General features: G+C 54.8%; 12 protein-coding genes. 8 read left to right on the plus strand and 4 right to left on the minus strand.

Annotated elements, in window-relative coordinates; genetic code table 11:
• Window positions 1–55: 55 nt before the first annotated feature.
• The 7 genes from rmuC (at window position 56) to tatC (ending at window position 6,119) form a co-directional block, all read left to right on the plus strand.
• Complete coding sequence (gene rmuC / locus ABT56_RS04555) at window positions 56–1,600, plus strand: DNA recombination protein RmuC (protein WP_084722157.1); 1,545 nt, start codon at window positions 56–58, stop codon at window positions 1,598–1,600.
• 80 nt (window positions 1,601–1,680) lie between these two features.
• Window positions 1,681–2,436, plus strand: a complete 756-nt coding sequence (gene ubiE / locus ABT56_RS04560) for a bifunctional demethylmenaquinone methyltransferase/2-methoxy-6-polyprenyl-1,4-benzoquinol methylase UbiE (RefSeq protein ID WP_047877686.1) — start codon at window positions 1,681–1,683, stop codon at window positions 2,434–2,436.
• A gap of 7 nt (window positions 2,437–2,443) precedes the next feature.
• A complete protein-coding gene (locus ABT56_RS04565; RefSeq protein ID WP_047877687.1) occupies window positions 2,444–3,055 on the plus strand; it encodes a ubiquinone biosynthesis accessory factor UbiJ in 612 nt (203 codons plus the stop codon).
• Entirely contained in the window at window positions 3,055–4,689 is a 1,635-nt protein-coding gene (gene ubiB / locus ABT56_RS04570; RefSeq protein WP_047877873.1) for a ubiquinone biosynthesis regulatory protein kinase UbiB, read from the plus strand. Before ABT56_RS04565 ends, ubiB begins: the two co-directional genes overlap by 1 nt.
• 66 nt (window positions 4,690–4,755) lie before the next feature.
• Window positions 4,756–5,007 (plus strand): Sec-independent protein translocase subunit TatA, encoded by a 252-nt coding sequence (gene tatA, locus ABT56_RS04575; protein WP_047877688.1) that lies wholly within the window; start codon window positions 4,756–4,758, stop codon window positions 5,005–5,007.
• Window positions 5,008–5,010: 3 nt separating this feature from the next.
• On the plus strand, window positions 5,011–5,352 hold the full coding sequence (tatB, locus tag ABT56_RS04580; RefSeq protein WP_047877689.1) for a Sec-independent protein translocase protein TatB: 342 nt from the start codon (window positions 5,011–5,013) through the stop codon (window positions 5,350–5,352).
• An 11-nt stretch (window positions 5,353–5,363) separates the two neighbouring features.
• Window positions 5,364–6,119: a Sec-independent protein translocase subunit TatC gene (gene tatC / locus ABT56_RS04585; RefSeq protein ID WP_047877690.1), complete on the plus strand. Its 756-nt coding sequence runs from the start codon at window positions 5,364–5,366 to the stop codon at window positions 6,117–6,119.
• Between the two features lie 84 nt (window positions 6,120–6,203).
• Here the strand turns inward: tatC and ABT56_RS04590 are convergent, their stop codons facing one another.
• The 4 genes from ABT56_RS04590 to ABT56_RS04605 all read right to left on the minus strand — a co-directional run bounded on the left by ABT56_RS04590 (window position 6,204) and on the right by ABT56_RS04605 (window position 12,072).
• Window positions 6,204–7,607, minus strand: coding sequence for a hypothetical protein (locus ABT56_RS04590; RefSeq protein ID WP_047877691.1), 1,404 nt, complete (start codon window positions 7,605–7,607; stop codon window positions 6,204–6,206).
• A gap of 453 nt (window positions 7,608–8,060) precedes the next feature.
• A complete protein-coding gene (locus ABT56_RS04595) occupies window positions 8,061–9,425 on the minus strand; it encodes a YjiH family protein (protein WP_047877692.1) in 1,365 nt (454 codons plus the stop codon).
• Between the two features lie 299 nt (window positions 9,426–9,724).
• Window positions 9,725–11,080 carry a glutathione-disulfide reductase gene (gene gorA / locus ABT56_RS04600; protein ID WP_047877693.1) on the minus strand — a complete coding sequence of 452 codons (1,356 nt, stop codon included), beginning with the start codon at window positions 11,078–11,080 and terminating at the stop codon, window positions 9,725–9,727.
• Between the two features lie 152 nt (window positions 11,081–11,232).
• On the minus strand, window positions 11,233–12,072 hold the full coding sequence (locus tag ABT56_RS04605) for a 23S rRNA (adenine(2030)-N(6))-methyltransferase RlmJ (protein ID WP_047877694.1): 840 nt from the start codon (window positions 12,070–12,072) through the stop codon (window positions 11,233–11,235).
• 213 nt (window positions 12,073–12,285) lie between these two features.
• On the opposite strand from ABT56_RS04605, the gene prlC reads away from it, so the two are divergent.
• Window positions 12,286–14,328 (plus strand): oligopeptidase A, encoded by a 2,043-nt coding sequence (gene prlC, locus ABT56_RS04610; RefSeq protein ID WP_047877695.1) that lies wholly within the window; start codon window positions 12,286–12,288, stop codon window positions 14,326–14,328.
• The last annotated feature ends 183 nt before the right edge of the window (window positions 14,329–14,511 follow it).

The following is a 14,511-nucleotide window of genomic DNA, read 5'->3' on the forward strand; positions in this document are numbered from 1 at the left end:
CAACAATACACAGGCTGCCGCCTGTTGGGATAATGGGTCTGGATAGAATAAGAATATGATCAGTGAGTGGTTATCGGGATACGGAGTGGTAGTGGTCAGTGGTGTGTCCGGGGCGGTACTGGCCGGTTCGGTTGCGGTATGGCTGGTCAATAATCGCTGGCAGCAGCAATTGGCTCTGCTTCGGCAGCAGGCAGAATCGGAGCTGGTGTTGGCTCGCCACCGTGAGCAGCATTGCCAGCAACAGCTTGATGAGCGCAACCAAGAGCTGGATGAAATGGATATCGAGCGCGATCGGCTGACGGCCGAGCTGCGCCAGATGCACGGCCGGTTGGCGGCGGCATTGGAGAAGATGCGCCATTTCGATGCGCTCAATAACGAGAAGCAGTATTTGTCCGAGCAGATCGAGAATGCCCGGATGGCCAATGCTGGTCTTGAGGCTGACTTGCGCGAGCAGGAAGCCCGCCACTTCGAAGAGCAAAAGGCGGCAGACGAGAAGATAGCCTTGTTGGAAAATGCCGAGGAGCGGCTGCGGATCCAGTTCGAGAGTTTGGCCAACCGCCTGTTCGAGCACAAGACCCGTACCGTGGATCAGCAGAACCAGCTGAGCCTCGATCGCTTGTTGGGGCCGCTGCGCGAGCAGCTGGAGGGGTTCCGCAAGCAGGTCAACGACAGTTTTAGCTATGAGGCCCGCGAGCGCCATACCCTGGTTCATGAGATCAACAACCTCAAGCAGCTCAATGAGCAGATGGCGCGCGAGGCCGTCAACCTGACGCAGGCCCTCAAGGGGGACAACAAAGCCCAGGGCAACTGGGGGGAAGTGGTCTTGGCGCGGGTGCTGAGTGAATCGGGATTGCGTGAGGGGCATGAGTACCAGACTCAGGTGAGTCTCGAGAACGAAGACGGCAAGCGCTACCAGCCTGATGTGGTGGTGCATCTGCCGCAGAACAAAGACGTAGTGATCGATGCCAAGATGTCACTGGTGGCCTACGAGCGCTTTTTCCATGCCGACACGGCTGCCGAGCGCGAGCTGGCACTCGGTGATCACGTCGCCTCGGTGCGCGGCCATATTCGCGGCCTAGGCCGTAAGGACTACCATCAGCTTCATGGCGTCGATAGCCTTGATTACGTATTGATGTTCATTCCGGTGGAGCCTGCGTTCCAGGCTGCGGTAGAAGCTGACCCGAGTTTGATCCGCGATGCGATGGATCAGAATATCATGCTGGTCAGCCCGACGACCTTGCTGGTGGCACTGCGTACCATCAATAACCTGTGGCGCAATGAGCGCCAGAACCAGAATGCCAAGCAGATAGCCGAACGGGCTAGCAAGCTATACGACAAGCTACGCTTGTTTGTCACGGATATGGAAGCGGTCGGGGCATCGCTTGACAAGGCGAGCCAGAGTTATCAGGGGGCGATGAACAAGCTGGTGACAGGTCGGGGTAACGTGATCCGTCAGGCCGAGGGATTCCGCCAGCTTGGGGTTGAAGTAAAGCGGGATATTAGCCCGCAGTTGGCCGAGCGGGCGATGTTCGGGGGGGCTGATGACATCCCCGGGCAAGCGGAGTTGCCAGTGGGATTGGCTGGCCGGGTAAATGAATAAGGTTGTGCTTTGAGCAAAGCTCAACCATCAAGTACACTAGGGCTTGTTTAATACAGCAAGTTAACCATGACGGAAGTAGCATGACGGACACCACACTAGAGACGACCCATTTTGGCTACCGTACTGTAGCCAAGGACGAAAAGGCGGAGCTGGTTGCAGAAGTATTCCACTCGGTCGCAGCCAAATACGACATTATGAATGACCTGATGTCGCTGGGTATCCACCGCGTATGGAAGCGCTTTACCATTGATTGCAGTGGTGTTCGCCGTGGTCACAAGGTGCTGGACCTAGGCGGGGGCACAGGTGATCTGACCGCCAAGTTCTCGCGCATTGTCGGTGATAGCGGGCAGGTGATTTTGGCCGATATCAACAACTCCATGCTCAAGGTTGGCCGCAGCAAGCTGCGCGACTCAGGGGTTGTTGGCAATGTCGGCTATGTGCAGGCCAACGCCGAGGAGCTTCCGTTCCCTGATGATTATTTTGATTGTATTACTATCAGTTTCTGCCTGCGTAACGTGACAGACAAGGACAAGGCGCTGCGCTCGATGTACCGCGTGCTCAAGCCGGGCGGCCGACTGCTGGTCTTGGAATTCTCCAAGCCGATCATCGAGCCGCTGTCCAAGATCTACGATGCCTATTCGTTCCACCTGCTGCCGAAAATGGGAGAGGTGATCGCCAACGATGCAGACAGCTACCGCTACTTGGCCGAGTCAATCCGTATGCACCCAGATCAAGATACGCTGGAAGGCATGATGCGCGAGGCCGGTTTTGAGCAGACCAACTACTACAACCTGACCGGTGGTATTGTTGCTCTGCACCGTGGCTACAAGTTCTGAGGATGCCATGCCGTTAGATGCTTTTGTTACCGGCGCGGTCGAGACCGCGCTAAACACCCTGCTCAACGAAGACGAGGCCAGCCAGCGCCGACTTGCCCGCCTTAAGGGGAAGGTGATCGGGGTAACGATCAACGAATTCGGCAAGCAGCTGTATTTTGTTTTCAGCCAGCAGATTGATGTGCTGGCCGGTTACGAGGGTGAGTTGGACTGTGAGTTGGCGCTTAACCTTTCGGTGCTGCCGGAGCTTCGCCAGCAGGCGAACCTGACTCAGCTGATCAAGGCCGATAAACTTTCGCTGGATGGTGATATCCAGTTGGCCCAGCAGTTCTCGACCCTTCTTAGTGGCCTCAAGCCGGATGTGGAAGAAAAACTGTCGCAATATACCGGCGATATCATAGCCCACACGCTGGTGTCTGGGGTAAAGAACGGAGCCGAGTTCGTCCGCCGTGGGATCGCCCGTCGCCAGCGCGATCTGGCCGAGGTGATCACCGAGGAGTGGCGTTTGGCCCCGCAGGCGCTGGAGATCGCCTATTTTGCCGATCAGGTTGATGATATTAAATCTGATGTGGCCCGTGCCGAAGCGCGGATCAACCGTTTGCTGGAGCGCCTCCCATCATGATGGCAATTTCCGAACTCAAGCGCTTGTACCGGATCACTGCCGTCCAGCTTCGATATGGCCTTGATGAGTTGCTGCCGGAAGACCCGCGCCTGCAACTGCCGAAAAGCCTGCGCAAATCACTGTTCTGGATCCGCAATGAGCATCCGGACAAGCCGCTCGGCGAGCGCCTGCGTCTGGCACTGCAGGATCTCGGTCCGGTATGGATCAAGTTTGGCCAGATGATGTCGACCCGACGTGATTTGTTCCCGCCGCATATCGCTGACCAACTGGCCCTGCTTCAGGATCAGGTCGCCCCATTCGATGGCCGCGAGGCGAAACTCCAGATGGAGGCCGCGCTGGGCGGGCCGATCGAAACTTGGTTTGATGATTTTGACGAGGTGCCGCTGGCATCGGCGTCGATTGCTCAGGTTCATACGGCAACCCTGCGCGAGACGGGCCGCGAGGTGGTGCTCAAGGTGATTCGCCCGGATATCCTGCCGGTGATACAGGCTGATATCCGCCTGATGTATCGAATGGCCGGCCTGTTGTCCAAGATTTTGCCCGAAGCCCGTCGCTTGCGCCCGGTCGAGGTGGTGCGCGAGTATGAGAAAACCCTGCTCGATGAGCTGAACCTGATGCGAGAAGCTGCCAACGGTATTCAGTTGCGGCGTAATTTCGAGGACAGCGATATGCTCTATGTCCCGGAGGTATTCACTGACTACTGTCGGGAAAACCTGCTGGTCATGGAGCGGATTTACGGTATTCAGGTATCGGATATCGACGCGCTGGTGGCCAACGGAACGGATATGAAGTTGCTGTCGGAAAATGCGGTGACGATCTTCTTCACCCAGGTGTTCCGCGATAGCTTCTTCCATGCCGATATGCATCCTGGCAACATTTTTGTTGCACGGGAAAACCCACAAAACCCACAGTGGATTGCACTCGATTGTGGTATCGTCGGCACCCTCAATAGGGACGACAAGCGGTATTTGGCTGAAAACCTACTGGCTTTTTTCAACCGGGATTACCGCAAGGTTGCTGAATTGCATGTCGATTCGGGTTGGGTACCTGCGGATACCAACGTCGATGAATTCGAGTTTGCGATCCGTACCGTGTGCGAGCCGATATTCGAAAAACCCTTGGCCGAGATTTCGTTTGGCCATGTGCTGTTGAACCTGTTCAATACCGCGCGCCGCTTCAATATGGAAGTGCAGCCGCAGCTGGTGTTGCTACAGAAGACGTTGTTGTACGTCGAGGGGCTGGGGCGGCAGCTGTATCCGCAGTTGGATCTGTGGGATACCGCTAAGCCGTTCCTCGAAGACTGGATGTCCCGTCAGGTCGGGCCGCAGGCCGTGATTGACGGGATTAAGAGCCGTGCGCCGTTCTGGGCGGAGAAACTGCCGGAGCTGCCGGAACTTCTTTACGATAGTTTGCGTCAGGGCAATGTGCTGAACCAGCGAATCGATACACTTTACGATCACTTTATGGAAAGTCGACGTTACCAGGGACAGGCAAGGTTCTACTTTGGCATTGGTGCAACTCTGGTTGTATGTTCTGCCATACTTTTTAGTAATCATGTGGAAACCTATCCTGCCATCAGCGCAGGTGTCGGTATCATGTTTTGGTTATTGGGGTGGCGTGCCTGCCGTAAATAAGGGTAGAGTATGCAGCCTACGAATAAAACTTTGTTATTAACCACAAGAAGCTGAGGTAAAACAAGCATGGGTGGTATTAGTATCTGGCAACTGTTGATCATCGCACTGATCATTGTCCTTCTGTTCGGCACCAAGAAACTGCGTACACTTGGTGGTGACCTTGGTTCTGCAGTGAAAGGCTTCAAGAAAGCGATCAGCGACGAAGAGCCAGCAGCCAAGAAAGACGTGGAAGTAGACGCTGATTTCGATCAGAAGAAACTGGCCGATCAGCAGGGCGAACAGGCTCAAAAGAGCCAAAAAGACAAAGAGCAGGTTTAACGCGTGTTTGATATCGGGTTCTGGGAATTAATACTGATCTCCGTGGTGGGATTGGTTGTACTGGGGCCGGAACGCCTCCCAGTCGCGATCCGTTCGGTATCGCGCTGGGTTGGTGCTGCTCGTAATATGGCAAACTCGGTTAAGGACGAACTGTCCCAGGAGCTGAAGCTTCAGGAGCTACAGGAAAACCTACGCAAGGCCGAGCAGATGGGGATGAAAGATTTGTCTCCTGAACTACGGGATTCTGTCGAGGAGCTGAAAAAAGCAGCCTCGGATGTGCAGCGCCCGTATGCCGAGAAAAAAGACGAGCAGCCATCGGCGACGACCTCTCATAAGCAGGAATAAACAACATCACTATGTCTAGCGTTGAAGATGCGCAGCCGTTATTCAGCCACCTGTTGGAGCTGCGTAACCGTCTGCTGCGAGCCATCCTGAGCGTCATCGTGGTTTTTCTTGGTCTGGTCTGGTTTGCCAATGACATCTATGCCTTCTTGGCCTCCCCGCTGGTAGAACGTCTGCCGGAAGGGGCGTCGATGATCGCAACCGATGTGGCATCGCCTTTCTTCACGCCAATTAAGCTGACTCTGGTGACCTCGGTATTTGTTGCGGTGCCGATGATTCTGTATCAGGTATGGGCGTTTGTCGCGCCGGGCCTGTACAAGCACGAACGCAAGCTGATCATGCCGCTGCTGTTTTCCAGCTCGCTGCTGTTCTATGCTGGCGTGGCTTTTGCCTACTTTGTTGTCTTCCCGCTGGTATTTGGTTTCTTTACCAGTATCGCGCCGGAAGGGGTACAGGTGGCAACAGATATTGCCAGTTACCTGGATTTTGTCCTTGCGCTGTTTATGGCATTTGGTATCGCATTTGAGATCCCGGTGGCCATTATCCTGCTGTGCTGGACCGGGGCAACTGATCCGGAAAGCCTACGCGAAAAGCGTCCGTACATTATTGTCGGGGCGTTTGTGGTCGGTATGCTGCTAACCCCGCCGGACATTATCTCGCAGACCTTGCTGGCAGTGCCGATGTGCCTGTTGTTCGAGGTTGGCCTGTTCTTCTCGCGCTTCTACGTGCGTGACGAGGAAGAGGAAGATGATGCCGCCGAGGAGCAATAGCCCTGCTAGCGACAGATGACAGTAATAAAAAACCGGCCAAGGCCGGTTTTTTATTATCTTTTGTTTTTGGATCGCGGTGGGAGATTAAAGCTCGGTGCCCCACTTGGCCAAGATAGATTCAGCAAGAGCCTTGTCTTTTAGTAGCAGGCTGAAGTGGTCCTTGCCCGTGCTGTTGGCTTGGTCGGCAATGGTCATGATGTTGCTGTCTTTGGTAAGCAGCTTGATGTTCATGTCATTTTCGCCCTCAGGGAAATCAATAAGCAGGGTGTTGTAGTCTCCGTTTTCGTTTTCTTGGATATGCCATTTGGCAGTCAAGATTTCATCGCCTTCGGTGATGGTTACGTTATCGTCTGTGCCGAATGTCATGCCAGCCAGCATAGGGTCAGCATGCTCGTTGATTGAGTCATCGCTTAGGAAGTACCAAGTTTGGCCAGTAAGTAGCGCGGTGGTGAACTTCTTAGGTGTATAGTCAGAAGCATTCAGATTCTCGGTAGTCCAAATACTCAAGTCGCCTTGCGGGGTAACTGCCAGACTGGTTTGCGCTGAAATGTAGACGAATTCTTCTTGGCTCTTTTCGCCTTCTTCTTCGTGGATCAGCGTATTGTCTTTGATGCTGTATGTACCCGTTATACTTTCGCCTAAGTCATTAGTTACGGTTAGGGTGCCTTTATCCAGATGGACTTGGAAAACGCCTTCTTCTGCCGCATAGGATTTGTTCATGCTGGCAAAGTGCAGGGTGTTACCTTCTAGATACTGGTTTAGCGAGGCGATCACCGGTGCCGTGCTGGTCTGACCGTTCTCGTCAATGTCGATCACGATATCATCGAGTTTGTCGGTGCCTTGGTTGTTGATGGTCTCATCAATAACCTTGGTGATTTTCTCAGCCGATGTCGCCAGAGTCTCGGGATTGTTGCCAGCCAGTGTCGGAGCCAATTCGTTGGTCAGGCTGCGGGCAAGCAGGTGGGCTTTCTGGGCTTCGGCTTTGTCAGCTGCCGTGCCTTTGGCTGCCACGTAGTCACCGCTGATCACGTTGGCATCTAGATTGAGCTTGGCTGCCAGCGCTTCGACAGTGGTGTTCTGCACTTCGGCCATGGTGGTGAACGGGGTAACAACCTTGCTGTCGGCATTGGCGACAAGCTCGTAGCTGCTGCCCAGCTTGCCCGCTTTGTCGCTGTCGCTGGTTTTGCCTGCAATCGCCTTGGCAATAACCGCGTGGCCGGCATCTTCTTTCTTGATGGTGATTTCGCCTTTGGCATTGGTCATGCCAACAACTTCATTGCTCTCACACAGGTCGTTTTTGTTACGGTCGACACACACTTGGGCTTCTGAGAGGTAGCCGTCGATTACCTTGATGACCTTTGCTGTTGGTGTGGTAGTACCACCGCCATTGTTGCCGCCTGTGGATGACGATGAATCGTCGCTACCACAGCCGGTAAGGGCTAGTGCGGAAAGAAGTGAGGCGGCAATAATTGAACGCTTGAACTGCATGAAAATTCCTTTCAAATAATATTTTTTGTTAATTATTCATCCGAGGTGTGATCCTTTACCGAAAAACGGTAAAAATCACCGTGACTATATAGGGTAACACTACTGTCTTGTTATTGATGACAATCACAATTGCAGAATTATCTTGTCGAAATTTTGCTTCGTTTTGCAGCTTTGTGCGGAGAGTGCTGAAGAAGTATTCTAAATGGAGGTTACAGCTCAGTATGAGGCGACTCTTCTGTGGTGCTTAAAAAGATAACCCGGGGAATTGTGTTGCCATATCTTCATTTTGAATTTTTATTCGTTTTTTATTCTTTGTACGGAATGGGATTGTCACGGTTCGGAGCAAGTGTAGCCGTGTGCGGGGAGGGGATATCGATTCGTTTGCTTGGCCTGGTGGCGCAATGTAAAAAGCCAGCGGCAAAGCGCTGGCTTTTTGTTGTCAGGCAGGGATTGTTAAAAGAACAAGTGTGCCATCAGCGTAATGACCGGCAGGGTGACCAGAGTACGCAGGATGAAGATCAAAAACAGTTCCCATGGTTTGACCGGGATTTTGCTGCCGATCAGCAGGGCACCGATTTCCGACATGTAGATCAGCTGGGTGACCGACATCGCGGCAATCACGAAGCGGGTCAGGTCGCTTTCGATACCGGAAGCCAGGATCGACGGCAGGAACATATCGGCAAAGCCGACCACGATAGTTTGCGAGGCCGCGGCTGCTTCTGGGATTTGCAGTAACTCGAGGAACGGGATAAACGGCTTGCCGAGTAGGCTGAAAATCGGGGTGTTCTCGGCAATCACCAGTGCCGTGGTGCCAATTGCCATCACGACCGGCAGTACGCCGAAGATCATATCGATGGCATTTTTCAGGCCTTCTGCCGCCACGGCGCGCAGGCTTTTTACCTCGGCGGCTTTTTCTAGGGCCTGTTCAAGGCCGAAGCTGAATACCGTTTTGCCTTCAGGCAGGGTTTCGCTGTCATTGTTCTCGATGGTACCGTCAATGAATCGGTCTTTCTTCCAAGATAGCGGTGGCAGGCGTGGTACGATCACGGCAGCCACTAGGCCAGCCAGACACACGGTCAGGTAGAACGGGGCAAACATGTGCTCGAGGTTAACCTGGGCGATGACCACCAGGCTGAAGGTGATGGATACCGCCGTGAAGGTTGTGCCGATCACGGCAGCTTCGCGTTCGGTGTAGATCTTGCTTTCATACTGCTTGCTGGTCATTAGCACGCCGACACTGCCGTCGCCGAGCCATGAGGCGATACAGTTGACGGCTGAGCGGCCAGGAAGGTTGAACAGCGGGCGCATGATACGGGTAAACAGCGCGCCGACAAATTCTAGCAGGCCGAAATTGAGCAGCAGTGGCAGCAGCAGGCCAGCAAACAGGAAGACCGAGAACAGTACAGGTAGCAGGTCGTTGAGCACCAGCCCGCCAGTCGCGCCGTCATAGATCATTGCCGGGCCGACTTGGAAATAGCTCATCAGTACAAACAAGGCCCCAGTTTGCTGAACGACAAACCACGGCAGGCTAGGGTTTAGCAACCCGCTGAGAAAGGCACTATTGGTAACAAGGCGGGGCTTGCACAGTTTGGTGGCAATGGTGGCTAAAGCCGTCAGGGATATCGCTGCTGTGACGATCGTTGTCAGCATTCCCTCGAATAGGGTCTGTACTGATTTGGCCAGAATGGCAATGGGGATGGTAAGTGAGCCTTCGTAGCTGATTGGTGCCATGAAGAGGAATACACCAAGCAATGATGGCAAGGCGAACATCAACCAGCGGTTTTTCTTGCCGGCCTGAGTAAGAACCTGATCCTGCATGTCTGACCTTTTGTTGTGGTAAAGAGGTAAATAACGGCCTTATTCCCAAGGAATAACTATTCACTGATCGTCCATAATCAGGGAGGGGCAAGGTTACATTCTTTATTCAGCAATTGGAATTTTTTTCGCTGGTATTTGAGGGATTATGCAGTGGCAGGTTTTAGCTTGTATTGTTATCAATGGTTTATTGTTCTGCCTGAATAACCGTATGCACTTTATTTGCAGGAATAAAAAAAGGAGGCGTAGCCTCCTTTTTTCAATTTATCATCTCGAAAGCCCGTGGCCCTTGAGAGGATCGGTTAGCGCATGGTTACGAACTCTTCCGAGCCGGTCGGGTGAATGGCGACCACTGAGTCGAAGTCGGCCTTGGTTGCGCCCATCTTCATCGCGACGCCGAAGCCCTGGATCATCTCGTCAACGGTGTAGCCGATACCGTGCAGGCCAACGACTTTCTCGTCTTCGCCGGCACACACCAATTTCATCTTGCATGGTTGGCGGTGGCTGGTTACCGCGGTGTACATCGCGGTGAAGCTCGAGGTGTAGACTTTGACGTTGTCCTCGCCGTAAAGGGCGATGGCATCAGGCTCGCTCAGGCCGATAGTGCCAATTGGCGGGTGGCTGAAGACCACGGTAGGCACCAGTTTGTAGTCCATCTTGGCGTTAGGCTTGTTGTTGAACAGACGCTCGGACAGCTGGCGGCCTGCCTTGACGGCCACTGGGGTCAGCTCGATACCGCCTTCCATGATGTCGCCGACACAGTAAATGCCGTCGATGTTGGTGCGCTGGTACTCGTCAACTTTGATGTAGCCGCGCTCATTGGTTTCGACACCGGCTGCTGACAGGTTGATGGCTTCGGTGGCCGGGTGGCGGCCGATCGCCCAGATCAGCAGGTCGGTATTGTGCGACTCGCCGTTTTCGAAGTGCAGGGTCAGGCTGCCGTCGGCTTCCTTGACCACTTCTTTCGGTACCGAGTGGGTATGTAGGCTTGGGCCTTCGCTGTCCATGACCTCGACCAGCGTATCGACGATCATCGGGTCGAAGCTACGTAGCGGCGAACCCTTGCGAACAAACAGGTGGGTGTCGGTACCCAGCGCGCTCAGTACCCCTGCGATTTCAACGGCGATGTAGCCGGCACCGACAACGGCGGTGCGTTTTGGCTGCTCGGTGAGCTCGAAGAAGCCGTTGGAATCGATGCCGTGCTCGGCACCCGGGATAGCCGGGATAGTTGGTTGGCCGCCGACGGCGATCAGGATGTGGTCGGCAGTGTAGTGCTCGCCGTCAACCTCGACGGTCTTGCTGTCTACGAACTTGGCAAAGCCGCGGATCACTTCCACCTTGTTGTTGCCCAGCACGTTGTCGTAGGCGGTGTGGATACGGCTGATGTAGGCTTCGCGGCTCTCGACTAGCTTGGCCCAGTCGAACTGGTTGACGCTGACATCGAAACCGTAATCCTTGGCGTAAAGGTGCATCGCTTCTGCAATCTGCGCACCGTGCCACATCACTTTCTTCGGCACGCAGCCGACGTTGACGCAGGTGCCGCCCAGTGCTTTGGCTTCAATCAGTGCCACCTTGGCGCCGTACATCGATGCACGGTTTGCCGAGGCGATACCGCCGCTGCCACCACCGATACAGATGTAATCAAAATGCTTTGCCATGACTCTACTCCAATGATTTTTTATTTATTTGGTTGGAGCTAGTGTAATCAAGAACGGGGGGAGTTACGAGGGGGGATGATCGAGAAAATCAGATTGCGAAAAAGGCGGGGGAAAACCCCGCCTCTCGTTTATTGTTGATGGCTGTCGTCGGCTTATTCCGGTACGACCCACTCGACCTTGCAGTGGCCGTGTGTCGGTGCAATGGCCTCTTTGAGCCACGGCAGGATTGCCTGCATCTGGCCTTCCAGCTTCCACGGCGGGTTGATCACAATCATGCCCGATGCGGTCATGCCACGCTCTTCTGTATCAGGCTCGACGCCCAGCTCGATTTGCAGGATCTTGCGGATGCCCAGCGCCTCGAGGCCGCTTAGCATCTTGTCGATATTGGCGCGGTAGACAACCGGGTACCAGATCGCATAGGTGCCGGTTGCCCAGCGCTTGTAGCTTTCGTCGATGGCTTTGACCACGTCCATGTATTCGTGCTTGAGCTCGTACGGCGGGTCAATCAGCACCACACCACGGCGCTCTTTCGGCGGCAGGCTGGCCTTGAGGCGGGCAAAGGCATCTTCCTTGTAGATTTTTACTTGGCGGTCGCCACGGAATTCCTGCAGTAGCAGCGGAAAGTCGCTCGGGTGCAGCTCGGTCAGTACCATTCGGTCCTGATCGCGGATCTGGGCCCTGGCCACTTTCGGTGAGCCCGGGTAATAGCGTAGCTCGTCGCCCTGGTTGAGGGCCTTGATCGCGTCGATGTAGCTGGCAATGTCGGCCGGGATATCGTCGCGCTGCCAGATCCGGGCAATGCCCTGCTTGAATTCGCCGGTTTTTTCACTGCGCTCGTCTTGCAGGTCGTAGCGGCCGACACCCGAATGGGTATCGTGGTAGACAAACGGCTTGTCCTTTTGCTTGAGGGCATCAAGGATCAGGCTTTGGACAATGTGCTTGACCACATCGGCATGGTTGCCGGCATGGAAACTGTGGCGGTAGCTCAGCATGGCTGGGATCTCGGCAGAAAAATGTGATGAGTTGGGGTCGTATTATGGCGAATTGGTACGGAATAGCCAGTATTGGCATGGATTTTCACCGCCCATGATGTTAATGGCAGGTTAAAATGGTAATATCGGTTCGTGACTTCTTGCCAGTAAAGGATTGAATTTGGCCTGATGAAGACACATTTAATAAGGGACAACATATTGAAGGAATAGCGCATGTCTAACCCATTACTCACCATGACGGATTTGCCTCCGTTTTCTCTTATCCAGCCTGAGCATGTCAAACCTGCGGTTGAGCAGGCGATTGCCGATTGCCGTGCAGCGGTAGAGACCGTGCTGGCAACCGATGCCGCGCCGAGCTGGGATACCATCTGCGTTCCGCTGGCTGAGGTCGATGATCGCTTGAGTCGTATCTGGTCGCCGGTAAGCCACCTTAATGCCGTAAAGAACAGCAATGAACTGCGTGAGGCCTATGAGAGTTGCCTGCCGATGCTGTCCGAATACAGCACTTGGCTTGGCCAGCATAAAGGCCTGTACGAAGCCTACAAGACGCTTAAGGCCGATGCCGGCTTTGCCGAGCTGAGCCTGGCCCAGCAGAAATCGATCACCGATGCACTTAAGGACTTCGAATTGTCCGGCATCGGTCTGCCAGCCAAGGAGCAGCACCGCTACGGCGAGATCAGCAAGCGCCTGTCAGAGTTGGCGTCTACATTCAGCAACAATGTCCTTGATGCCACGATGGGCTGGAGCAAATTGGTTTCCGACGAGGCCGAGCTTGGCGGACTGCCTGAATCGGCGCTGCTGGCTGCCAAGGCGGCAGCCGAAGCCAAAGAGCAGGAAGGCTACCTGTTTACCTTGGACATTCCGTCCTACCTGCCGGTGATGACCTACTGTGACAACCGCGCCTTGCGTCAGGAAATGTATGAGGCCTTCGTGACCCGCGCGTCGGATCGCGGCCCGAATGCCGGCAAGTGGGACAACACCGAGATCATCGCCGAGAAGCTCAAGCTCAATCACGAGATCGCGCGGATGCTCGGTTTCAATACCTACAGCGAGAAGTCGCTGGCGACCAAGATGGCCGAGACCCCGGCTCAGGTACTCGGGTTCCTCAATGATTTGGCCAGCCGTGCCAAGCCTCAGGGCGAGCGCGAAGTGGCCGAGCTGCGTGAGTTCGCCGCCGAAGAATTCGGGGCGGCCGATCTGGAGCCGTGGGACTTTGCCTTCTACGCCGAGAAGCTCAAGCAGCACCGCTACAGCATTTCCGACGAGGAGCTACGCCCTTACTTCCCAGAGCAAAAAGCCGTATCCGGCCTGTTCGAAGTCCTCAAGCGCGTGTTTGGTATGGATGTTAGGCAGCGCGAAGGCGTCGAGGTGTGGCACGAATCGGTCAAGTTCTATGACATTTTCGATGCCAAGGGTGAGTTGCGCGGCAGTTTCTACCTTGATTTGTATGCCCGCGAACACAAGCGCGGCGGCGCATGGATGGACGAGTGCATGGTACGCCGAGTCCGTCAGGACGGCAGCTTGCAGCAGCCGGTTGCCTACCTGACCTGTAACTTCAACAAGCCGGTCGGCGGCAAGCCAGCGCTGTTTACCCATGATGAGGTCGTCACCTTGTTCCACGAAACCGGTCACGGTATCCACCATATGCTGACCCAAATCGACGTGCCTGCCGTGTCGGGGATCAACGGGGTGCCTTGGGATGCGGTCGAGCTGCCGAGCCAGTTCCTCGAGAACTGGTGTTGGGAAGAAGAGGCGCTGGCGTTTATTTCCGGCCATTACGAAACGGGCGAGCCGCTGCCGAAAGACATGCTCGACAAGATGCTGGCTGCCAAGAATTTCCAATCGGCGATGGGGATCCTGCGCCAGTTGGAATTCGGCCTGTTCGACTTTACGCTTTACACCGAGTACGACCCAGAGGCTGGTGCCAAAGTGCTAGAGACCCTGTTCGATATCAAGTCGCGGGTGTCCGTGGTGCCGAGTCCGGAGTGGGGCCGATTCCCGCACAGTTTCAGCCATATCTTTGCCGGTGGTTACAGCGCGGGTTATTACAGCTACCTATGGGCCGAAGTTCTGTCAGCCGATGCCTACTCGCGCTTCGAGGAGGACGGGATCTTCAATGCCGACACCGGCGCGGACTTCCTGGGCTGTATCCTAGAGCGAGGCGGCAGCGAGGAGCCAATGGCATTGTTCAAGCGCTTCCGTGGTCGTGAGCCGCAGATTGATGCTTTACTCCGCCATTCGGGCATCACGGGTTAATGCACTGATTGGGCTGGCTCTTTCACCCCAGCCCTGCATCGGACATGCTCATTGATGGTTATCAACTGCGCGTGTCCTCTTTGTGCTGAGGCGAAATGTCTGCGTCATAAATACGAAATTAGATCTGAGCGGGATGAGGTTTTGGCTTTAGTGCGAATTCGAGCTCTAGCCAAACTCCGGCGC

It is taken from the genome of Photobacterium aquae (assembly GCF_001029445.1).
Lineage (GTDB): Bacteria > Pseudomonadota > Gammaproteobacteria > Enterobacterales > Vibrionaceae > Photobacterium > Photobacterium aquae.